The organism is Brevundimonas sp. Bb-A (genome assembly GCF_009394735.1).
Lineage (GTDB): Bacteria > Pseudomonadota > Alphaproteobacteria > Caulobacterales > Caulobacteraceae > Brevundimonas > Brevundimonas aurantiaca.
Map to the genome: position 1 here is coordinate 2,267,336 of NZ_CP045456.1, position 21,394 is coordinate 2,288,729.

The 21,394-nt window shown below is 65.7% G+C and carries 22 protein-coding genes, 3 tRNA genes and 2 pseudogenes; 11 read left to right on the top strand and 16 right to left on the bottom strand.

What is annotated here, in order from left to right:
• Nucleotides 1-22: 22 nt before the first annotated feature.
• On the bottom strand, nucleotides 23-931 hold the full coding sequence (locus tag BSP_RS11105; protein WP_082382800.1) for a LysR family transcriptional regulator: 909 nt from the start codon (nucleotides 929-931) through the stop codon (nucleotides 23-25).
• A gap of 79 nt (nucleotides 932-1,010) precedes the next feature.
• On the opposite strand from BSP_RS11105, the gene BSP_RS11110 reads away from it, so the two are divergent.
• The 4 genes and pseudogenes from BSP_RS11110 to BSP_RS16635 all read left to right on the top strand — a co-directional run.
• On the top strand, nucleotides 1,011-1,454 hold the full coding sequence (locus tag BSP_RS11110) for a VOC family protein (RefSeq protein WP_054765941.1): 444 nt from the start codon (nucleotides 1,011-1,013) through the stop codon (nucleotides 1,452-1,454).
• 114 nt (nucleotides 1,455-1,568) lie between these two features.
• Nucleotides 1,569-2,027, top strand: a complete 459-nt coding sequence (locus tag BSP_RS11115) for a hypothetical protein (RefSeq protein ID WP_152950363.1) — start codon at nucleotides 1,569-1,571, stop codon at nucleotides 2,025-2,027.
• 248 nt (nucleotides 2,028-2,275) lie between these two features.
• Nucleotides 2,276-2,623, top strand: a pseudogene (locus BSP_RS16630) (M13-type metalloendopeptidase); the annotation flags it as partial.
• 34 nt (nucleotides 2,624-2,657) lie between these two features.
• A pseudogene (locus BSP_RS16635) lies at nucleotides 2,658-2,783 on the top strand (M13-type metalloendopeptidase); the annotation flags it as partial.
• A gap of 225 nt (nucleotides 2,784-3,008) precedes the next feature.
• On the opposite strand, the gene BSP_RS11125 reads toward BSP_RS16635, so the two are convergent.
• The 9 genes from BSP_RS11125 to BSP_RS11165 form a co-directional block, all read right to left on the bottom strand.
• Nucleotides 3,009-3,968: a rhodanese-related sulfurtransferase gene (locus tag BSP_RS11125; RefSeq protein WP_054766966.1), complete on the bottom strand. Its 960-nt coding sequence runs from the start codon at nucleotides 3,966-3,968 to the stop codon at nucleotides 3,009-3,011.
• A gap of 31 nt (nucleotides 3,969-3,999) precedes the next feature.
• A tRNA-Arg gene (locus BSP_RS11130) sits at nucleotides 4,000-4,076 on the bottom strand.
• A 17-nt stretch (nucleotides 4,077-4,093) separates the two neighbouring features.
• A complete protein-coding gene (locus BSP_RS11135; RefSeq protein ID WP_054765943.1) occupies nucleotides 4,094-4,399 on the bottom strand; it encodes an ETC complex I subunit in 306 nt (101 codons plus the stop codon).
• Between the two features lie 78 nt (nucleotides 4,400-4,477).
• A tRNA-Pro gene (locus tag BSP_RS11140) sits at nucleotides 4,478-4,554 on the bottom strand.
• Between the two features lie 46 nt (nucleotides 4,555-4,600).
• On the bottom strand, nucleotides 4,601-5,080 hold the full coding sequence (locus BSP_RS11145) for a DUF192 domain-containing protein (RefSeq protein WP_054765944.1): 480 nt from the start codon (nucleotides 5,078-5,080) through the stop codon (nucleotides 4,601-4,603).
• A 19-nt stretch (nucleotides 5,081-5,099) separates the two neighbouring features.
• Entirely contained in the window at nucleotides 5,100-5,624 is a 525-nt protein-coding gene (locus BSP_RS11150; protein WP_054765945.1) for a cold-shock protein, read from the bottom strand.
• Nucleotides 5,625-5,875: 251 nt separating this feature from the next.
• Nucleotides 5,876-5,950: transfer RNA gene (locus BSP_RS11155), tRNA-Glu, on the bottom strand.
• Nucleotides 5,951-6,045: 95 nt separating this feature from the next.
• Entirely contained in the window at nucleotides 6,046-7,857 is a 1,812-nt protein-coding gene (recJ, locus tag BSP_RS11160) for a single-stranded-DNA-specific exonuclease RecJ (protein ID WP_152951125.1), read from the bottom strand.
• A 40-nt stretch (nucleotides 7,858-7,897) separates the two neighbouring features.
• Nucleotides 7,898-8,335 carry a hypothetical protein gene (locus tag BSP_RS11165; protein ID WP_152950364.1) on the bottom strand — a complete coding sequence of 146 codons (438 nt, stop codon included), beginning with the start codon at nucleotides 8,333-8,335 and terminating at the stop codon, nucleotides 7,898-7,900.
• 130 nt (nucleotides 8,336-8,465) lie between these two features.
• Here BSP_RS11165 and phaC point away from each other — a divergent pair, with 130 nt between their 5' ends.
• Entirely contained in the window at nucleotides 8,466-10,472 is a 2,007-nt protein-coding gene (gene phaC, locus BSP_RS11170) for a class I poly(R)-hydroxyalkanoic acid synthase (RefSeq protein WP_152950365.1), read from the top strand.
• Entirely contained in the window at nucleotides 10,469-10,846 is a 378-nt protein-coding gene (locus tag BSP_RS11175; RefSeq protein WP_152950366.1) for a hypothetical protein, read from the top strand. The genes phaC and BSP_RS11175 overlap by 4 nt, the downstream gene beginning before the upstream one ends.
• Here BSP_RS11175 and msrB read toward each other — a convergent pair.
• From msrB to rplM, 4 genes are all read right to left on the bottom strand, one after another.
• On the bottom strand, nucleotides 10,843-11,340 hold the full coding sequence (msrB, locus tag BSP_RS11180; RefSeq protein ID WP_054765952.1) for a peptide-methionine (R)-S-oxide reductase MsrB: 498 nt from the start codon (nucleotides 11,338-11,340) through the stop codon (nucleotides 10,843-10,845). The genes BSP_RS11175 and msrB overlap by 4 nt on opposite strands.
• Before the next feature lie 51 nt (nucleotides 11,341-11,391).
• The gene (gene argC, locus BSP_RS11185) at nucleotides 11,392-12,330 is read right to left on the bottom strand and encodes an N-acetyl-gamma-glutamyl-phosphate reductase (protein WP_152950367.1); all 939 of its coding nucleotides are present in this window, start codon (nucleotides 12,328-12,330) and stop codon (nucleotides 11,392-11,394) included.
• Between the two features lie 103 nt (nucleotides 12,331-12,433).
• Nucleotides 12,434-12,925 (bottom strand): 30S ribosomal protein S9, encoded by a 492-nt coding sequence (rpsI, locus tag BSP_RS11190; RefSeq protein ID WP_054765954.1) that lies wholly within the window; start codon nucleotides 12,923-12,925, stop codon nucleotides 12,434-12,436.
• A gap of 2 nt (nucleotides 12,926-12,927) precedes the next feature.
• Nucleotides 12,928-13,404 carry a 50S ribosomal protein L13 gene (gene rplM, locus BSP_RS11195; protein ID WP_054765955.1) on the bottom strand — a complete coding sequence of 159 codons (477 nt, stop codon included), beginning with the start codon at nucleotides 13,402-13,404 and terminating at the stop codon, nucleotides 12,928-12,930.
• Between the two features lie 258 nt (nucleotides 13,405-13,662).
• On the opposite strand from rplM, the gene BSP_RS11200 reads away from it, so the two are divergent.
• Nucleotides 13,663-15,063, top strand: a complete 1,401-nt coding sequence (locus BSP_RS11200; RefSeq protein WP_152950368.1) for an alkaline phosphatase PhoX — start codon at nucleotides 13,663-13,665, stop codon at nucleotides 15,061-15,063.
• On the opposite strand, the gene BSP_RS11205 is transcribed toward BSP_RS11200, so the two are convergent.
• On the bottom strand, nucleotides 15,032-16,132 hold the full coding sequence (locus BSP_RS11205) for a COX15/CtaA family protein (RefSeq protein ID WP_152950369.1): 1,101 nt from the start codon (nucleotides 16,130-16,132) through the stop codon (nucleotides 15,032-15,034). The two genes, BSP_RS11200 and BSP_RS11205, sit on opposite strands and share 32 nt — an antisense overlap.
• Before the next feature lie 146 nt (nucleotides 16,133-16,278).
• Here BSP_RS11205 and BSP_RS11210 point away from each other — a divergent pair, with 146 nt between their 5' ends.
• Nucleotides 16,279-16,533, top strand: coding sequence for a transglycosylase (locus tag BSP_RS11210; protein ID WP_224760946.1), 255 nt, complete (start codon nucleotides 16,279-16,281; stop codon nucleotides 16,531-16,533).
• Nucleotides 16,533-16,727 (top strand): DUF2842 domain-containing protein, encoded by a 195-nt coding sequence (locus tag BSP_RS11215; protein WP_054765959.1) that lies wholly within the window; start codon nucleotides 16,533-16,535, stop codon nucleotides 16,725-16,727. The genes BSP_RS11210 and BSP_RS11215 overlap by 1 nt, the downstream gene beginning before the upstream one ends.
• A gap of 35 nt (nucleotides 16,728-16,762) precedes the next feature.
• Here the strand turns inward: BSP_RS11215 and nhaA are convergent, their stop codons facing one another.
• Nucleotides 16,763-17,995, bottom strand: a complete 1,233-nt coding sequence (gene nhaA, locus BSP_RS11220) for a Na+/H+ antiporter NhaA (RefSeq protein WP_152950370.1) — start codon at nucleotides 17,993-17,995, stop codon at nucleotides 16,763-16,765.
• Nucleotides 17,996-18,448: 453 nt separating this feature from the next.
• Between nhaA and BSP_RS11225 the strand changes: the two genes are divergently transcribed.
• Nucleotides 18,449-19,891 (top strand): site-specific integrase, encoded by a 1,443-nt coding sequence (locus BSP_RS11225; RefSeq protein WP_194166958.1) that lies wholly within the window; start codon nucleotides 18,449-18,451, stop codon nucleotides 19,889-19,891.
• A gap of 57 nt (nucleotides 19,892-19,948) precedes the next feature.
• Nucleotides 19,949-21,370: a GrpB family protein gene (locus BSP_RS11230; RefSeq protein ID WP_152950372.1), complete on the top strand. Its 1,422-nt coding sequence runs from the start codon at nucleotides 19,949-19,951 to the stop codon at nucleotides 21,368-21,370.
• Nucleotides 21,371-21,394 lie beyond the last annotated feature (24 nt).

Below are 21,394 nucleotides of genomic sequence, written 5' to 3' on the forward strand. Positions count from 1 at the left end.
GCTGCAGCTCAACGTCGCCAACTCAGGGCGTCGCCTGCGCTTCCGTCTCGATCTCGTTTCTGAGCCAACGCAGACCGTGATCATGGTCCCGCCGGTCATGCCAGACCTGGACGAGCGCAATACGGGCGAGGGCGATCGGCGGCGCGCCGAGGACCAAACCCCTGTCTAGCCGCGCCTCAAGGCTTCGGCGCGCCGCCGTCAAAACCAGGCTTGTGCCTCGCACGATCCGAGGGGCGACGGACCAGTGCGGCAGGGTGAAGGTCACCCGACGAGCGTGGCCCAAGGCTTTCAAGGCGGCGTCCACCTCGCCCCTGTCGTCCGGCGACGCCGCCACCGCCACATGAGGTCGGGACAGATAGTCCTCCAAGGTCGCCGGCAGACCCGCCGCCTCGTCGGCAAGACAGGCGAATTGATCAATGAAGAGATCCGAACTGCGCAAGCCGTCGTCCCGCACGTCCGGATAGACGCCGATCGCCAGATCGATTTCGCCGGATCGGACCGCGCCCAAAGCGGCCTCGCGGCCCAGGGACACGAGCCGCAAGGCCGCACCCGGCGCCGTTTGAACAAGGCGCCTGACCAGCCCCGGCAACAGAACCTCGGCGGCGTAGTCCGACATCGAGACCCGAAACGCCCGCCTGAGGGTCTGCGGACTGAAGACCTCGTCCCGCAAAAGCCCTCCGAGCACGGCGAGGGCCTCGCCAAGGGGCGCGGCCAACGCCTGTGCGCGCGCGGTCGGCTCCAGCCGCCCGGCTCTGCGAACCAGGATCGGGTCATCAAGCAGAGCCCGAAGACGCGCCAGAGCCTGGCTGACGGCGGGCTGGGTCTTGTTCAGCCTCAGCGCTGCACGGGTCACATGGCGTTCAGAAAGCAAAGCGTCCAGGACCACGAGCAGGTTGAGATCAATGCCGGCGATTTCATTCGTCATACGCATGATCGCCATATTAAATATCCGTTTCCATACGGGATGTGAATAACCGAAGATTGGCGCGCAATCACCAAGGGAGCGCCCGATGTCCGATACACCCTCCTTAGACCGCGGCCTGAGCCACATCGCCCTGGTCGTCCGTGAGATGGACCGCAGTCGTGAGTTCTATGAAACCTTCGCCGGCTTGCGGCTGGTGCATGAACGCCCTGCGGAGGGCCGTATCAGCCGCGTCGCCTGGCTGGCCGATCCCCACACCGCCTTCACGGTCGTGCTGGTCGAATCAAACCAGCTCGACGACACGCCGCTCGGTCCCTTTGGGCAAATTGGACTGGCGTGCCGGGATCAGGGCGAAGTGGACCGCCTCGCGGACCTCGCCAGGCGCAGGGGCGTCCTGCGGTCTCCGCCCGTTCAAAGCCCGCCTCCGGTCGGCTACTGGACCTACATCAGCGACCCAGACGGAAATACGCTGGAGCTATCCTTCGGACAGCAGATTCGGTTCACGGGCCGTCAGGGCGCCGAAGGACATTAAGCCGAGCGGCAGCGAGGCGCGCCTCAGCATCGGATTGACTCTCGCGCTATTTACGAAATTGTAGGTAGTCAATCAGCGCGTGTAGAGGAGGTATCGATGCTGAGAACTACGCTCATGGCGGCCGCCGCCGCCTCCATGATCAGCCTTGTTTCGGCGGAACAGGCTCAAGCAGGCACCTTCTATCTGCCGCCCCCCGGGGTGACGGCGCCGGCGACCGGGACCGTCACCTTCCAAACCTTCATAGGACCGGTCACCTGCTCGGTGCGATCGAGTTGGCGAATGCAGAGCGGTGCGCCGTGGTTGGGCACGTCAACCCTGACGGGACCGAACTGCTTCCTGGTGACCCTGAATGGGTTTGGAAGTCTGGTCGCCCCCACGCCGTCCACCCTGCCGTCGGGGATTAACAGCCAGGTGATCCTGAACTGGAGTGTGTCAGGAGGATCCACCTGCATGTCCTCCATGTCGCCCGGAATCTTCGACAATCCGACTTCGACCGTCAGCTTCACGGGGTCTGGGGTGAGTTGCGTCGCCTCGGGAACCTTGACGTTTCCAGGGCTGACGCTTCTTCCTTAGGCGCGTCGAGCAAGTCGTCGCTGGCCGCCAAGCTCGAGAAGGCGGGTCCTGTCGTGTCAGGCAAGCCCCAGCGACGCGCGCGCAAGAAGCGAAAAACTCGGCAGACTTATGCCCCCTCGACGTTGTTCAGCGTCGTGACGGTCCCCTGAAAAATGCGTCTGGAGCGCATGTTGCAGCTTGTAGAACTCTGCCAACCGATAGCGCTCCGCATGGCTGACTCGTCCTTTTAGTCGCCATCATTACTGGGTGTGCGGTCTACTGAGCCAGAGAAGAGCGTAAGCCAAATCGTCGTATGGGGTTGCCTCGCACTCGCGGTAAGGCGGTCGCCGACCAGTCGCGCCGCATTCGGCGCCAAGGCCGAACGGCTGGTCTCTCAATACGATAGCTATGAACCTCTACCCGGCGTTCACCTGGACGAGCGCCGATCTCTCGGCGAGAACCTCGCAGATTTGGTCGGGGTGACCCTGGCGCTTGATGCGCTCCGGCTGCATGCGGCGGAGACCGGGATGGACATGAACGCCCGGTTGGACGGCTTCGCCGCAGAGCAGCGCTTCTTTCTGGGATGGGCGCAGTTCTGGCGCACACAGACAACTGAAGACGCCCTGAGGCGGTCAGTCTCAGAACAGCTACCACTCGCCGGCGCGTTACCGCGTCAACGGCGTCGTCCGCAATCTCGACGCCTGGTACGCGGCATTCGATGTCGGGCCGGACGCGGCTTTGTATCTACCGCCAGATGAAAGAGTGGTGGTTTGGTAGCGCCTCGGATTCACGATCAGAACTCGGCGCTTGCGAAAAGCGTATGCGCCCAACGTCGCCTTTGAGTCACGCCGCGTCATCCAGCCTGACCCCGGCTGATTAGAACTCATCCAGAGGCAATCCGAAAGGTGGGTACAGACGTGGGAACAATTCAAGATTGTGGCTTATGACATTGTTTTTATTTATTTAACCTACAAAGCGGACACTGCTTCCGCCGGCGCCCCGTCAGGCCGGATCCGTTCGCCCCAGATGCGCCTGCCCTCGCCTTCGGGCCAGCTCGATCTGTCTTTGCCGCTCCGCATAGCGCAGCCTCTGGGCGTCGTCGCGCGTGTCCCTGCAACGGTCGCAACAGACGCCTTCGATGAAATGGGGCGAGGCCCGCCCCGCCGCATCCATAGGCATGCGGCAGCCCCGGCAGAGCGTGTGCTTGCCCCGGACCAGACCGTGCCCCACGGAAACCCGCTCGTCGAAAACGAAGCAGTCGCCCCGCCACAGGCTGTCGGCAGGATCGACCTCTTCCAGATAGCGCAGTACGCCGCCTTCCAGATGGTGGACGTTCTCCACCCCTTCCGCTTTCAGAAAGGCGGTCGACTTTTCGCAACGAATGCCGCCGGTGCAGTACATGGCGACCCGCTGGGGCTTGCGTTCGTCCAGCAGCGCCCGGCCTTCCGTGCGGAACCAGTCGGGAAAGTCGCGGAAGCTGCGGGTGTTCGGCTGCACCGCCCTCTCGAAAGCGCCGATCTCGCCCTCATAATCATTGCGGGTGTCGATGACCAAGGTGGTCGGATCAGCGATCAGGGCGTTCCAGTCCTGAGGCGCCACATAGACCCCCGCCTGGCGCGCGGGGTCGAGATCGGGCTGACCCATGGTCACGATCTCGCGTTTGATGCGGACCTTCATCCGGAGGAAGGGCGCCTCCCCCGTCCAGGCGTATTTGACGTCCAGATCGGCGAACCCCGGCAAGGCGCGGATCTCACCCAACACCGCCTCAATCCCCGCCTCCGGCCCGGCGATCGTGCCGTTCAGCCCCTCGGTCGCGACCAGAAGCGTGCCCTTGACGCCGTACGCGTCGCAGACCGCCTGAAGCCGGTCCCGCACCAGGACAAGCTTGCTCTCCCCTATCGGCGCAAACCGATACAGGGCGGCGACTCGAGTCTGAGGAGAGGCGAAAGCGGGGTCTGTCATCGAGAAAGCTCTGATCGCCGCCGCCGGAGAATGGCGCGCCCTGTAGGACTCGAACCTACAACCGTCCGCTTAGAAGGCGGGTGCTCTATCCGGTTGAGCTAAGGGCGCTCGGCAAAGGCCCGACGTCAGTGCGTCCAGGGCTGTTTGCGGTTGGTTGCGAAGTTGTCGGCATAGGCCTTGATGATCGTCGGCGCCTCGTGCGGCTCGTGCAGCCGGAACGGAATGCCGTGACGTTCGGCATAGGCGACGGCCTCTTCCTTCGAATCGAAGGTCAGACGCACCTGGCCGTTCATGTCGGAGCTGCCCGTCCAGCCCATCAGCGGGTCGATCGTGCGGGCCGAGGCCGGTTCGAACTCCAGGCGCCAGTCGCGGCTCTTGGCCTTGCCGGACTGCATAGCGGTCTTGGCCGGGCGGTAGATGCGGGCGAGCATGGCGAAATCCCTAGTGATCGTCAGGTCCTGTGGACCTGCCATAACGCGCGCCGGACACGGAATCCAGCGGCCGTTCCTTGGTCGGGGCGAGAGGATTCGAACCTCCGACCCTCTGGTCCCAAACCAGATGCGCTACCAGGCTGCGCTACACCCCGGACCGAACGGAGCGCTCTATTGGCACTTCAGCGCGCAATCCGCAAATCATGGCTTGAAATAAGGGTGCAAAACCTTGTCGCCGGGCTTGGCGCCGATCTCGGAGGCCCGCCCCGCGCGCAGTTCCAGAACCCCGTTGGCGGCGCCGTTCGAGGGGATCGGCGTCTCGGAAAAGGGCGTGGCGTGCGAGGCGATGGAGACGATTCGCCCTTTCGGATCTATATAGAGAATGTCCAGCGAACTGGGGGTGTTGCGCATCCAGAAGCTCTGTTCGCGCGGCGGCTCTCCCGGCCATTGGAACAGCATGCCCTGATCGTCCGCCAACGGGGGACGGAACATCAGTCCGCGCTGCCGTTCGGGCTCATCGTCCGCGATCTCAACCCAAAAGGCGTGTTCGCCCGAGGCGGTGACGACCGCCAGCCGCTGCATCGGCTCGCCGTTGACGCCCACCGGCGCCTTGGCGGCGCACCCAGCCAGCGCCAGCGCCATCAAGCCGGCTGAAAACGCACGTCGCACCAGATCGACCATCCGCCCTCCGGGGCGGCCTTCAGCCGCCCGTTCTGATTTCCGCCACCACCAGCCCCTTGGGGCCGCTGGCGAACCGCACCTGAACCGCGTCGCCGGGAACCAGATCGTCCAGTCCACAACGGCGCAGCGTCTCTATATGGACGAAGATATCGCCGGGTTCGCGATCACGCACGACGAATCCGTAGCCCTTGGTGCGATTGAACCATTTGACCACGGCGGGCTCCAGCGTCGCGCCGGGGTCAAGCGGCGGCGCCGGCTTGTCGGCCTCGGTACCGGGCCGTCTCGCCACCGCCGCGACGTCGCCGACGCCCAGGTCGTGAACCTGGACGGCCTGCCATCCCTTGGCGCGCCGCACGCAGTCGCAAACGATGGGCGCGCCCTCTTCCGCATGGTCGCGCCCCTTGTCTCTCAGACTGCTGATGTGCAGCAGCACGTCCCGCAGATCGGTCAAAGTCGGATCGTCCGGAACGATGAAGCCATAGCCCTTCGTCGGATCGAACCATTTGACGCGACCGACGACACGAACGGTCTCCGCCGTTTCCATCCCGTGGTAGTCAGTCAACCTAATACCCCCGTCCGCTCCTCTACGGACCCTTGGATTCCGTTTAACACTGTTCCGCGAATCTTTGGAAAGCGGAATCTGGCCGCAGGGGGTGGGAATGTTGAGCGAGGTTAGCAGAAACGCCTCGGTTGTGTCGCACAAACGACACCAATCCGGCGCACCGCTCAACGATTGAATTGGCGAGGATTTCTATAGGTGAGGCGGCAGGCGGCCAGGCCCTCAGCTTCACCGCGTGGCAGTCCCTAGGGGAATCGAACCCCTCTTTTCAGGTTGAAAACCTGACGTCCTAACCGATAGACGAAGGGACCGCTGCGCGGGAGAGCCGGCGATATAGCCGCGCCCTCAAAAGGGTGCAAGCGCGGATTTCGAGTTTTTCAGCAGCCTGGTCCCGAAGCGGCGACCGTTATATGCGACGGGGATCGGCCACGTCTTCGATCTCGAGCTGAACGCCGCGCCGGCCGTTCCAGTCGTCCGCCTTCAGACGACCGACGACATTCAGCCCCCCCTGGCCCGACAGCAGGGCCCGGCCGATCGGCAGATCGGCGCAACGCCAGGCCACCGCGCGGACGGACGCCCCGTCAGGACCGACCAGACGACAGCGCACATGACCGCCGCTCATCTGCACCGCCTCCCGGGCCTGGACCCCGGCCAGGGCGAAGACGGGTTCGGGATTGGCCGGACCGAACGGCGCCAGACGTTCGAACGAATCGAACAGATCGCGGCGAGCGGCGGCCGGATCAATCAGGGCGTCGATCTCCAGCACATCCATCGCCACGGCGTCTTCCCGTTCGCCGGACAGCCGCTCCGCCAGAAAGGCGGTCAGTTCGGCCAGTCGGCCGCCCTCGACCGTCAACCCGGCCGCCATGGCGTGGCCGCCCCCGGCCAGCAGCAGCCCTGTTTCCCAAGCCGCCTGGACCGCCCGGCCCAGGTTCATGCCGGGCTGGGACCGGCCCGACCCCTTGCCCAGTCCCGTCACCGGATCCAATCCGACGACGATCACGGGCTTGCGCCAGCGCTCCCTCAGACGCCCCGCCACAATGCCGACCACGCCGGGATGCCAGTCTTCACCGGCCACCACGATCACGGGCGTATCATCGACGTGCGCCCCGGTCGCCTCCACCTTGCGCACGGCGGCGTCGGTCACAGCGCGCTCGACGTCGCGCCGAGACAGGTTCAGCGCATCCAACTCCAGCGCCAGCTGCTGCGCCTCGGCCGGATCGTCCGTCGACAGCAATCGGGCCCCCAGGTCCGCGCGCCCGATCCGACCACCTGCATTGATGCGCGGCCCCAGGATAAAGCCGGCGTGATGGCTCTTGGCCGCGCCCTGTTCCGCGCCCGCAGCGGCCAGAAGCGCGCACAGACCGGGATTTCTCCAGTCGCTCATGACCTTAAGACCCAGACTGGTCAGGGCGCGGTTGAACCCGGTCAGGCCGGTGACGTCGCAGATGGCCCCCAGGGCGGCGAGGTCCAACCACTGGCGCAGGTCGGGCTCAGGCCGGTCGGCGAACAGGCCTCGCCGCCGCGCCTCGCGGTTCAAGGCGGCCAACAGCACGAAGACCACCCCAGCCGCGGCCAGATTGCCCTGACCTGAGTTGCAGCCGGGTCGATTCGGATTGACCACCGCCAGGGCCTGCGGCGGCTCCGACCGCATCAGATGGTGGTCGATCACCACGACCTTCAGGTCGATGGCGGCGGCATGGGCCAGGGCTTCGTTCGCCGCCGCGCCGCAGTCCACCGTCACGACCAGATCGGCCCCGGCCGCCTTCAGCGTATCGAAGGCGCGAGCCGACGGGCCATAGCCCTCGGTCAGACGATCGGGGACATACAGGGGCAGGTCGGCGCCCATGGCCCGGAACCAGCGCACCAGCAGGGCCGCGCTCGACGCGCCGTCCACATCATAGTCGGCGAAGACATGCACCCGAGCCTTGGCCAGCAATGCATCGACGATCGCCTCGGCCGCCCTGTCCATATCCATGAAGCTGGACGGATCGGGGAAAAGCGCCCGCAGGGTCGGGGTCAGAAAATCCGCTCCCTGATCGGCGCCCACGCCGCGCGCCGCCAGCGCCCGCGCTACCGGCTCCTCGAGACCTAGGCCCTGACGATGGGCGCGAATCAGGGCCGGGTCCGCCGGGCGTTGCCGCCAAGCCCGCCCGGACAGGGACTGGGACACGCCCAGGAAACCGCTGTCGATCTTGAAGCCGCCGTCGTCCGCCATCATCGCATCATCCGGGGATTCTTCCGCCCCGGCGACCGCCTCATGGGATCGGTCGGCGATCGACGGGCGGCGGCGCCTTGGCGCGATCTCTCAGTTCCTGAGCGAAGGCCTCGATATCCGCCTGGGTGCGGGCCGCGTCCGGCGATACGGGGACAGCCCCCACCTGGGCGCGGACAGCTGCGGCTTCAGCCTCGGCGTCGGTCATCGTCCATTCGATTCGCGCCGCCTCCTGCGCCAGGGCCGAACCCTGGGCCTGGAGCCGATCGACTGAGCCCGCGACCTCGGCCACCTGCGGCAGATCGGTCGGGGCGGCGGGGAAATCACGCCAGCGCGGATAGTCTCGATTGGCGTCGACCAGCGCCTGGACGCGCGGCGCAATGGGCGAGGCGGGATCGGTGTCCAGACCCAGCGACCGCGCACAACCGCCCGAGGCTGCGATGAGGCCCGTCAGGCAGACGACGGAGGCGGCTCGCCTCATTTCCGGCCCGCCGGCTTCATTTTAGATAAGTGCGCGTTCATTTCGAGGTTCGTCTTATGCCATCATCGTCCTCTGCGGAAGGGCGCGGGTTCGAACCGGCGTGACGCGCACAATAAGGTGGAGGAAACCAATGGCCCGCGCCCCCGAAGACAGCCCGTCCAAGCCGGGCGCGCCCCGCGCCGAGCCGACCCCGCGCAAGGCGGGACGCCCGACCTCGGCCAAGCCCCGCCCTTCAAAAGCCAAAACGGCCCCCAAGGCCGCCAAGGCCGACGCACCGGACGCTGCGGCCTCCACCGCCAAGCGCGGTCCCAAGCCCGCTCCGGCGGCGGAAACGACGGCGCCCGAAACAGACGGCGCCGCCTCCCCCTCCGGCGCCGATCAGGCGCAGTTGATCGAGACCCTGTCGATGAACCTGGCCAAGGCGGCGATGATGGCCCAGGGCGCCTTGGCCGAAGCCGCCCTGTCGCAGGCCGACCGTCCGGCGGCCTTGTCGCCCGACCCCTTCAACATCGCGCCCGCCCTGACGTCGATCATGGGCGGTCTGGCGGCGCGCCCCGAAAAGCTGTTTCAGGCCCAGGCCGATCTGTTCGGCCGCTACATGGACCTGTGGGCCGATACGGCGCGTCAGGCGGCCGGCGAACCGGCGAAGCCCGCCCCCGCCGACAAGCGGTTCAAGGATCCGGAATGGTCCGAGAACCCGATGTTCGACCTGATGCGCCGCTCCTATCTGCTGACGTCCGACTGGATGAACGGCCTGATCGCGGGGGTCGAGGACGTCGATCCGGCGGTGAAGCGGCGCGCCCAGTTCTTCACCCGTCTGCTGACGGACGCCTTTTCGCCGTCGAACTTCCTGGCGTCCAATCCCGTCGCCCTGAAGGCCCTGGCGGAGACGAGCGGCGAATCGCTGGTCAAGGGCATGCAGAACTTCGCCGCCGATCTGGAACGGGGCGCGGGATCGCTGCGGATCAGCCAGGCGGACTACGGCAAGTTCGTCGTCGGCCAGAACGTCGCCACCGCGCCGGGGCAGGTGGTCTGGCGCGACGATCTGTTCGAGCTGATCCAGTACGCCCCAGCGACAGAGACCCAGCACCGGATTCCCCTGCTGATCTTTCCGCCCTGGATCAACAAATTCTACATCTTGGATCTTCAGCCGGGCAATTCCCTGATCCGTTGGCTGTCCAGCCAGGGTTTCACCGTCTTCGTCTGTTCCTGGGTCAATCCCGACCGCGACAAGGCGGGCTACGGATTTGACGACTATCTGGACAAGGGCGTCTACCGCGCCGTCGAAAGGACGCTGGAGCAGGCCGGGACCGATCGGCTCAACGCCGTCGGCTATTGCATCGGCGGCACATTGTTGGGCGCAGCCCTGGCCCATATGGCGGCCAGGGACGATCAGCGGATCGCCGCAGCCACCTTCTTCGCCGCCCAGCACGATTTCGCCGAGGCCGGCGACCTCCTGCTGTTCACCGACGACCACTGGATCGCCGAGATCGAGCGCCAGATGGACGCCGCCGGCGGCGTCCTGCCGGGCGCGGCCATGGCCGACACCTTCAACGCCCTGCGGTCCAATGACCTGATCTGGTCCTTCTTCGTCAGCAACTATCTGTTGGGCAAGGATCCGCCGGCCTTCGACCTGCTGTTCTGGAACGCCGACCAGACCCGGATGCCCAAGGCCCTGCACCTGGCCTATCTGCGCCAGATGTACGGGGCCAACGCCCTGGCCGAGGGGGCGTTCAAGATCGGCGGGCTGACGGCGGACCTGTCCAAGGTGACGATCCCCCTCTATTTCCAGGCCAGCCGAGAGGACCACATCGCCCCGATGAACTCGGTCTATCGGTCCGCCAAACTGTTCGGCGGCGAGGACGTCACCTTCACCCTGGCCGGCTCGGGCCATATCGCCGGGGTCATCAATCCGCCGACGGCGAAAAAATATCAGCACTGGACCAACGCCGAACTGCCCGACACCCTGGCCGAATGGCAGGCGGGCGCGGTGGAGGCGCCCGGCAGCTGGTGGGAGCACTGGGCGGCTTGGTTGCGGGCGCGTTCCGGCGAGCCCGTTGCGGCGCGCGATCCCTCGGCCGGCCCCCTGCCCCCGCTTGAACCCGCGCCCGGCGCCTATGTGAAGGTGAAGTCTTGAGCCGTCTGGAACCCAACCTCCTGCTGGCCTTCAGCACCGGCGTCGCCCTGGCGCTCTTGATCATGACGGCGACGGCGTTCGGAGCGCCGGGCCAGGCGGCGAAATATCTGATCACCGCCGTCGTCTGTTCGGCCCTGTTCGTCGCCTTCAACGGCGGGATGAACCGGCTTCTGAAACGCCCCACGCCCCAGCCGATGATCCATCCGGCCTCCGCAGCCTCCGCCGTCTGGGCCGGCCTGTTTCCCTTGGTGTTGATCTTCGCCGCCGCCGCGCCGGTCTTTCTGCCGGGTCATGACTATGGCCTCCTGATCCTAATCGCCTCGGTTTGGTTCGGCGTGGCGGTCGATTCCGCCATCCGGGCCAATCGAGCCTAGGCCGCAACGAACCTCAGGGCCGCGCCGTTGTTGCAATAACGCAGTCCGGTCGGGCGGGGACCATCGTTGAAGACGTGGCCTTGGTGTCCCAGGCAGCGGGCGCAATGATATTCCGTGCGAGGAATGCCGATCGCAAAATCGCGCTTGCGGCCGATGTTGGCGCCCATGACCTCATAGAAGCTGGGCCAGCCGGTGCCGGACTCGAACTTCCAGCTCGAGCGGAACAGGGGCAGGTCGCACCCCTTGCAGACGAAGGTCCCCCGTCGATGCTCATCGTTCAAGGGACTGGTGAAAGGACGTTCGGTCGCCTCATGCCGCAGAACCCGCCAGGCGGCGTCGCCCAGCCGCCGCCGCCATTCCGCGTCCGAAATCCGGCGATAGGGCGAGGCGGCGTATTGGGCCTCGCCCGCCGCCGTAGGCTCTGGCGAGCAGGCGGCCAGGGCGAGGACGCCGGTCAAGAGGCTGCGGCGATGGGGGAGCACGGACAGGGTCATGCTCTCAGTACGAAGGCGAGTCGGAAAAGGTTTCTCTCCCGTCCTCCAAGCTCAGTTCAGCCCGGTCGCCTCATCCAGTCCCAGCATGATGTTCAGATTCTGCACCGCCGCGCCTGACGCCCCCTTGCCCAGATTGTCCAGCAGGGCGACCAGGCGCGCCTGCTCTCCGCCCCGGTCGCCGAAGACGTGAAGACGCAGACGATTGGTGCCGTTCAGGGCCTCGGGTTCGATCCCCGTCAGGGCCTCGGTCTCTTCCAGGTCGGCGACCTCGACGAACCGCTGGCCCTCATAGGCTTCGACCAGGGCGCCGTGCAGCCGCTCGACCGACGGCGTCTCCGGCAGGGCGGACAGATGCAGCGGAACCTCGACCAGCATCCCCTGGCGATAGTTTCCGACGGCGGGAGCGAACAGGACGGGGCGCGACAAGCCCGAATGTTTGGTCATCTCGGGCACATGTTTGTGCTTCAGCGTCAGGCCGTAGGCGCGATAGGCGGTCGAGGCGTCGTCGGCCTCGAACTCTGCGATCATGGCCTTGCCGCCCCCGGAATAGCCGGACACCGCGTTGACCGTAACCGGCCATTCGGCCGGGACCAGCCCGGCCTTCACCAAGGGCCGCATCAGGGCGATGAAGCCGGTGGGATAGCAGCCGGGATTGGACACCCGTGTCGAGGCGGCGATCGCCGCGCGCTGGTCCGCATCCATCTCGGCGAAGCCATAGGTCCAGTCCGGATCGACCCGATAGGCGGTCGAGGCGTCGATCACCTTGACTGACGGATTTTCGATCATGGCCACCGCTTCGCGCGAGGCGTCGTCAGGCAGACACAGGATCACCGCATCGGCCGCATTCAGCGCTTGGCGCCGTGCGTCCACATCGCGCCGCCGGTCGCCCAGCAGCATCAGGTCCAGATCGCCACGCGCCTCCAGACGTTCGCGGATCTCCAGTCCGGTAGTGCCGGCTTCGCCGTCGATGAAAATGGTGTGGGTCGTCATAGGCTGCTCCCTGGCCGTCCCGCTCCTGCCGGAGGAGATGGGCAAGAAAAAGGGCGCTCCGGGTCTCCCCGAAGCGCCCCAAATCCAAACCGCGAGACCGCGATCAGCGCTTCGAGAACTGGAAGCTGCGGCGAGCCTTGGCGCGGCCGTACTTCTTGCGCTCGACGACGCGGCTGTCGCGGGTCAGGAAGCCGTGCGGCTTCAGAACCTTGCGCAGTTCCGGTTCGAAATGCGTCAGGGCGTGCGACAGGCCGTGGCGGATGGCGCCGGCCTGGCCCGACAGGCCGGAACCTTCGACGGTGCAGATCACGTCATACTGGGTGGCGCGGTCCGACACGGTCAGCGGCTGGGCGATCATCATGCGCAGCACGGGACGAGCGAAATACTGCTCCTGGTCCTTGCCGTTGATGGTGATCTTGCCGGTGCCGGGCTTCACCCAGACGCGGGCGATGGCGTTCTTGCGCTTGCCGGTCGAATAGGCGCGGCCCTGGGCGTCCAGCTTCTGGACATAGACGGGGGCGTCGTTCTCGGCCGAGGCGGTCAGGCCCTTCAGGGCGTCGAAGCCGGTCGCGGTTTCGTTGGTCACGTCGGTCATGCTCAGACGCTCCGGGTGTTCTTGGGCGACGCCGACTTGAAGTCGATCGTTTCCGGTTGCTGGGCTTCGTGGTCGTGCTGGCTGCCGGCGAACAGGCGCAGGTGCGTCATCTGCTTGCGGGCCAGGGGGCTTTCCTTGGGCAGCATCCGCTCGACGGCCTTCTCCAGGACGCGCTCGGGGAAGCGGCCGCCCAGCACCTTCTCAGGCGTGGTCGACTTGACGCCGCCGGGGTGGCCGGTGTGGCGGTAGTAGATCTTGTCGGTGTTCTTCTTGCCCGTGAACACCACCTTGTCGACGTTGGTGACGACGACATAGTCGCCGCAATCGACGTGGGGGGTGTAGTCGCCGCGGTGCTTGCCGCGCAGACGGTTGGCGATGAAGGTCGCGAGGCGGCCCACGACGACGCCTTCGGCGTCGATGTGGATCCACTTCTTCTCGACCTCGGCCGGCTTCAACGAAGCCGTGGTGCTCTTCAGCATTGAGAGGATTCCTGGAGACGAAAATCGGGTTCGGCCCCGAGGGAACCGAATGAAGGCGCGCTGATACAGGAGGGCGGCGACGGCGTCAATCCAATCCAGGACATCCAGATTGTATCATCCATATGTAAACAAACGTCTTTTTTGATACGGTATTAAAATACCAGTACCGGACAGCGTCCTTTTGTTATGAAATAACAGTCGTCGTCATCAAACCATGATCATTCGGAGTCATCGGAGGTCGTCCCTTGGAGCCCTCCCATGATCCTTCATCGCCGCAGCCTCATCGCTTCCAGCGCCGCTCTCGCGTTTTCCGGCCTGGCCCGCAACGTCCACGCCGCCGAAGAGGAAACCTATCTCAACGAGGTCGTCGGCTACGGCCCGCTCAAGCGCGACCCCAACGGGGTGCTGGACCTGCCCGAAGGCTTTTCCTACCGCATCGTCTCCCAGGGCGGAGAGACCATGGCCGACGGCCTGCTGGTTCCTGGACAGTTCGACGGCATGGGGTGTTTCGCCCTGGACGACAGCCGCGTCGCCCTGGTCCGCAATCACGAACTGAAGGGCTCTTCGGCCAGCCACCGCAACTGGGGCCCCGGCGGCTATAATCAGGAACGGATCGGTCGGCTGGACGCGAACCGCGCCTATGACACCTATAAGGACGGCCGTCCCCTGCCCGGCGGCACGACCACCGTCATTTACGACCTGGCGACCGGCCGCACCGAGCGCCAGCACCTCAGCCTGGCCGGCACCAGCACCAACTGCTGCGGCGGCCAGACGCCCTGGGGGTCCTGGCTCAGCTGCGAGGAGACCAGCGAACTGCCGGCCGACTCGGACGTGACCAAGGACCACGGCTACGTCTTTGAAGTTCCCGCGCGCGCCGAAGGCCTGGTCGATCCGATTCCGTTGAAGGCCATGGGGCGCTTCGAACATGAAGCCGTCTGCGTCGATCCCCGCACCGGCATCCTCTATCTCACCGAGGACCAGGGCGACGGCCTCTTCTATCGCTTCCTCCCCGATGCCCCGGGCGAACTGGCCAAGGGCGGTCGGCTGCAGGCCATGGTGCTGCGCGGGCACAAGGGGGCCGACACCTCGAACCACAAGGACCGGATCTGGTCCGTCGGCGACTGGCGCGAGGTGGAGTGGATCGACATGCACGAGGTCGAGAGCCCAAAGGGCGATCTGCGCCGGCGCGGCCATGCCGAAGGCGCCGCCCTGGTGGCCCGCGCCGAAGGCATCTGGTGGGGCGACAATGAACTGTATCTGACCGCCACCTCGGGCGGGCCGATCCAACGGGGCCAGATTCTGCGCTATGTCCCCTCGCCGGAGGAAGGGCGGCCCGGCGAAAGCCGGCGCCCCGGCCGCGTTCAGCTGTTCGTCGAGAGCACGGACCTGAAGACGCTGAACATGGGCGACAACATCACCATCGCGCCCTGGGGCCATCTGATCGTCTGCGAAGACAACTATTCGACAGAGGTCAAAAACCACCTGAAGGGGGTCACGCCCGAAGGCAAGCTCTACACCCTGGGGCGCAACGTGTTTCAGGGGAACTCTGAATTCGCCGGCGCGGTCTTCGCCCCCGACGGCCGAACCCTGTTCGTCAATATTCAGTATCCGGGCCTGACGGTGGCGATCACCGGACCATGGTCCTCGGTCCGGACATGAAGATCCGGGGCTGAGCCCGCAGCACCAGCCAGAGGTTCGCCGTCGCCGCCGCCAAGACGACGGCGGCCCCGGCCTGGTGCAGAACGCCCAGCCACAGAGGAACCGCATGGATCAGGGTGGCGATCCCCAGGACCGCCTGGCCCCAGACCACCCCGGCCAAAACGAAGGCCGCCAGCCCCATCCCCTCGGCCACGCGCCAGCGCCAGGCCTGAAAGGCGTAGATGCTGACGGCGATCAGCAGACCATAGGCGACCAGACGGTGGTTGAACTGGGTCAAGGCCTGATCGTGCAGGAAGGCGACGGCGCCCAGGCTCCAGTCCGCAGGCGGCAGGACGGAACCGTTCATCAGGGGCCAGTCGGTATAGACGAGCCCGGCGTGCCCGCCCGCCACCAGGGCGCCCAACAAGCATTGCAGGAACACCAGACCCAGCAGGAAACCGGCGCCGCGCGCCCAGCCGGCCGGAGGGCGACCGTGGTCCTCACCGTTCCAGGCCTCCAGTCCGGTCCAGATCAGGGCGGCGAACAGGATCAAGGCCAGACCCAGATGGGTCGCCAGACGTTCGGGTGCGACACTGACCCGCTCGGACAGACCGCTTGAGACCATCCACCAGCCGATCAGCCCTTGCAGACCGCCGAGGCCCAGCAGCAGGACGCAGCGCCAGATCAGTCGATCCGGCACGGCCCATTGACGAAAGATCGAGCGGGCGGGCGCGATGCGGCACAGCAGAAACACCACAAGCGGAAGAGCGAACACCACACCGATCACCCGCCCCAGCAGTCGATGCACCCATTCCCACCAGAAGATGCCCTGAAACTCGGCCAGGCTCATGCCGGCGTTGACCTGGGCGTACTGGGGAATCTGCTTGTACTTCTCGAACGCCTCGGCCCACTGGGCCTCGTTCAACGGGGGGATGGCCCCCATGATCGGCTTCCATTCGGTGATCGACAGACCCGACCCGGTCAGGCGCGTGACCCCGCCCACCACCACCATCAGAAAGACCAAGGCCGCCGTGGCGAACAGCCACACGGCCACGGCGCGGTTACGATCTGGATTTCCGAAACGGTTCATTCGACGCCCGACACTGACCCGGATATGGTGTCGCCTTCGACCGTGACCAAATCGCGACCGAGGCGGTATGCCCCGCCCAGGCCGCAAGATCGAGTCGGATTGAGATCATGACGTCCTCCCCGATGGGGCTGACAGGGAGAAGATGCGTGTTGCAATACGCCGACATCGGCGCCGCCCTTCTGGGCGGCCTGCTTCTGGCCTGGATCGCCGACCTGCTGACCGGACGGCGGGGCTTCGGCGGCGCCAGCCTGGTCTCCGGCGTCGGCCTGGCCTGCGGCTGGTTCCTGGCGGTTCGGGTCTTTGCGGTCAGCACCCTGGACAGCTGGGTCTGGGTCCCTTGGGCCCTGACAGGGTCGGTCGTCTGTCTGGCGACCTTCTTCCTGTTCAGGAACAAGCGCTGATGCCGCCGCGGGCGCGTCGGTTCATCGCCGCCGTCGGCGTCCTGGCCTTTCTGGTCTTCTGGGTGTGGGGCCTCATCGCCCTGCGCGGCCTTTTACCGCCCTCGCCTTGGATCGACTTCCTGTTTTTCGGGATCGGAGGCACGGCTTGGGGACTGCCGATCATCCCCCTACTCAGATGGGCGGAGCGCGGCTGAGCCTGCTCAGCCGCGCCCTCCTGTCCGCATTCTCCTCAGGACGAGGAACCTGCGAGAGGCTCGACTTGCGGCTCTGCGGCCGCCGGATCGCGCCGGGGACGGCGGCCGGCCAGCCCCAGGACGACGGCCGCGCCGATCGCCGACAGAATGGACCCCCCGATCACGCCCAGCTTGACCTCGATCTGCTCAGGGGAATCCACCGCGCCCGGAAAGGCCAGGACGCCGATGAACAGGCTCATGGTGAAGCCGACCCCGCACAGCAGAGAGACCCCATAGACCTGAAGCCAGCTGGCGTCGGTTGGACGCGCGCCGATCCGCAGGGCCGAGGCCAGCCAGGCGGCGCCGAAGACGCCGATCTGCTTGCCGAAAAACAGACCCAGGGCGATCGCCACGACCAGGGGGGCGAAGGCCTGTTCCAGCGACAGGCCGGCGAAGGAGACGCCGGCCTTGGCGAAGGCGAACAGCGGCAGGACCAGGAAGGCGTTCCAGGGATGGAGGTCGTGCATCGCCTCCTTCAGCGGGCTTTGGCGGTCTTCCTTGCGCGCCTGGATCGGAACGATCATCGCAAAGGCCACAGCCGTGAGCGAGGTCGAAAGACCGGACAGAACCGTCAGATACCAGACCGCCGAAAATCCCAGCACCCAGAAGGGGGTCGGAACGCGGATCCTGTGGGCGATCAGGCCGAAGGCCGCCAGCAGACCCAAGGCCCAGAACAGCGGCGTCCAGTTGGCGCCCTCGCTGAACAGCAGGGCGATCAGGGCGATCGCGCCCAGATCATCGACTATCGCAAGGGTCAAAAGGAAGACGCGGAGCGACGAGGGCAGCCCCTTGCCGACGAAGCCGAAGATCGCCAGGGCGAAGGCGATGTCCGTCGCCAGGGGGATCGGCCAGCCCGCGTGCGGCGCCCCCATCGTCATGGACAGGAACAGATAGACCGCCGCAGGCCCGGCCATCCCGCCCAAGGCCGCCAAGACCGGCGTCGCCAGCTTCCTGGGGTCGCTCAATTCGCCGCGAACGATCTCATATTTGATCTCCAACCCCACGACGAGGAAGAAGATCGCCATCAGGCCTTCCTTGATCCAGTCGGAGATCGTCTCCTCCAGACGGATCGGCCCGAGCTGGAGCACATGATAACTCTTCAGCCAGGCGAAATAGTCTGCGCTCCAGGGCGAATTCGCCACCAGAAGCGCGGCGACCGCCGCAAGGGCCAGGGCCGAGCCGGACGCGGCCTCGGTCTTGAGGAAGTCCAGTGTAGGTTTGCGCGCCACGGCGGCCTCCGATCATCGAATGAAGCTGTCGTGACGCCAGGTTATCGACGGACGTCGGACCGGATTCGCCTGAAGATCACAAGCGCCGGCCTGGTCGCGGGGGCGACCTGATCTCTGCCGTTCATCATAATGAGCCGAGAACCGGGTTCAAGCCGAAGGCGGCCGAAAAAGACCCGCGTAACCGCAAAACGAAAAGGGGCCGCCCGAAGGCGGCCCCTAAACCCGTCATCGACCTGTGTCGATGGTCGGAGCGACAGGATTCGAACCTGCGACCCCTTGACCCCCAGCCTACCCTGAGGTTGTTTTCAGGACATTTCACTACTGGTCAGGACTGTTCTAACCGCTTGTTTCTGATAATGTTTTTGACGTCACCGCTTTTCACCCGTATTCTTCGAGTTGCTGCAATCTGTGCCCCATATGTGCCCCAGCAAAGGGCGCTCATCGGAGATCGGGATGCCGACTTTGAAGCTCACGGACCGGACGGTTGCGTCGGCCAAGGCCACCGAAGGCGGCCGTCTGGAGCTCTGGGATACCGCCGTGAAAGGCCTGTATCTGAGGGTGTCTTCGGACACCCGTATCTGGGGCTATAGGTATCGCCGACCGGACGGAAGTCAACCGCGCATCCGGCTCGGTCACTACGTACCGCCCGAGCAGGCGATCAGCGATACCTCGGCTTTGACGGTAGCCGGCGCGAGAGCACGGGCGAGGAAGATTCAAACGGAGGTCGATGACGGCGGCGATCCCGCGACCACGCGACAGGTCGCCAAGGCCGAGGCCAAAGCCCAGGCCATTCGTACGGTCGATGATCTGGCCGAGGCCTACTTCGCCGTCTGCGAGACGGGAGAGTACCGCCCCAGCCGCCGGCGCAAGCGCCCGCAGACGATCAAGGCCGAGCGCTATCTCTACAAGAAGTATCTCGCAGCGCTCGGCTCGATCAGGGTCGAGGCGCTCACCCGCGACGCGGTCCGTAAGCTGCTGCGCGATCTCCTGAACGCTGGTCGCGGCATCACCTCGAACCGAGTCCGGGGCCTCCTGCGGCAGATCTACGCCTGGGGCGTCCTCGAAGGCAGGATCGCCCGCAATCCAGCCGGCGAGCTCGTCGACCTGGCAGAGGAAATTCCCCGCACCCGCATCCTGACGGATGAGGAGACGCGGTCGCTGTGGAGGGCCCTGATCGATCCCACAGGCTTGCGGCGCCCCCTCCCCGGCGGCCGCGACGAACCCGTCATGGTCAGTCGGCCGGTCCGTATCGCCATTCAGCTCGCGATGCTGACGCTCCAGCGGCGGGGCGAGATCGCGGCGATGCGCATCCCTGAAATCGACTTCAATGCCGCGGTCTGGACGATCCCCGCGGAGAAGACCAAGGCCGGTCGGGTGACGGCCGTTCCGCTCTGCGCCACGGCGATCGGTCTGATCCGGGAAGCCATCGCGCTCCGATCCGAGCCCGCTCCCGGGGACGATCCATCGCCCTATGTCTTCGTGGGTCGCAGCAAGACAGTCCCCTATCTGTCGCCGGCCGCGATCAGCCATGCGATGCGAGATATCCGGGAGGGGATCGGGTCGCTCGACCTGACGACGCACGACCTGCGTCGCAGCGGCGCGACCCGGCTCGCGATCGCTGGCGTCAGTCCTTTCATCCTGTCGAAGCTTCTCAACCACGCCGGCGATCTCGGCGGCGGATCGCCGATCACCATGGCCGTCTATGTCCAGCACAACTACATGGCGGAGAAGCGCGCCGCGATCACCCAGCTGGAGACGCTCCTTCTCGCGGTCGTGGGCGCATCCGCCGACCGGGTATCAGATACCCCCGACTACGGCACGACGGCCCGCTCTGCGCTGCGTTTTTACAACCCATCCGCAGGCCCCATCGGTACAGAAATCGCGTCGGTGTTCTGAGGCCTTGGAGAAGGCGCGCGACTGGACGCCGTGTTTGGATCGCGGGACAAGAACGCGATGACGACAATTCACGGGTTGCCTAAAGTTCTCATCAATGCGGCCGGGGAGGCATGGCGCGCCATCAGCAGGCCTCGCGAGCTCCGTCAGACTCCCGTCGCACTCGTGAATCACGACACCGGATGGTCCGCCGCCTTCATGGCCGAAGCCGATCGGCTGAAGTCCGATAGCCAAGTCCAGTGCTTCTTTGATCACGTCGGAAGCACCGCAGTCGCAGATCTGCCGGCGAAGCCGATCATAGACATTCTCGTCACTCTAACGGACTGGCAAGCGGCGGACGCTGTCTCGCGATCCCTAAGGAACCAGGGCTACCGCGTTGAGGAGAAGATTGGAGGAGCTGACCCACGGCGGTTCCTTACCCGCACCGGCACGCCGGACAGCCCGGCTTTCAATCTTCATCTCGTTCCTACCGACTCCGAATGGGGCGAGCGCATGGTGGCGTTTCGGGATGCGTTGGTGCACGACGAGGGCCTTGTTCAACAGTATGCAGCGCTGAAAACCGCTCTGGCCGAGAAACACGCGGAAGACCTGGATGCTTACACGTCGGGCAAGGCGATGTTCGTCGAGGGCGTCCTGATCGAGATCGCCGACGCCTTCAGCAACTCCAGCCTCCTAACCCATCAGCGGGTCGAATTGGATCGCGCCCAGCAGCTTCAGGTCGCTTCACTCTCTGTTCAGTTCCTCGTCGCCGTCGTGGCCGCAGGCTCCGTATTCTTCAACGACGGACCCACCCTGCTGACCTTCGCCTTCGTCGGGTTCACTCTTGCGCTGGCCTGGTTCGAGATCGGTCGACGCGGTGGGCGGCACCGGACAGCGGGCAACCAGGCGCGCCGCGCAGTCCTGTTGGCCAGCGGGCTCGGCCAGTCCGTTTCGCCATCCCAAAGGCTGCGCATATTCGACGGATTCGCGCTTTCGATCCGCGGCCGCCGCCTCGTGCGGGAGGAGGACTACTTCGCGAGCCGATGCCGCCCGGGCTTTCAACGCGCGGCGGAGCTCGTCGAGGAGTCGGCCTACTGGACGGGCGATCTCCAGAAGACGAGCGCGGGCGTCGTGGCCGCCATTCTCGTTGTTGTCGGCCTGGTGCTCTGCGCCGCCGCGTGGCGCGGCGTCGTCGATCTGACCTCTGACGCCCAGATCAACGCGGCTCGGGTCATGATCGCGGCGCTCGTATTCGTTCTGTCATCGGACGTCCTCGGCGCCCTACTCGGTCATCATCAGGCCGCTCACGCCATCGCAGAGATCTTCCGGCGTATCGAGACGACTGCGGCCCGGGGCTATCCGGAGGCCGACGTTCTTCTCCTGATGTCGGACTACAACGCCGCCGTTGAGAGCGCGCCTGTCGTTCCGCCGCTCGTCTATCGGTGGCGACGTCGGGACCTGTCGCGTCGCTGGCGGGCCTACCTGGCGGCAAAGCGGTCCTGACTTCCCGCCGCCACCCTCGTCTTC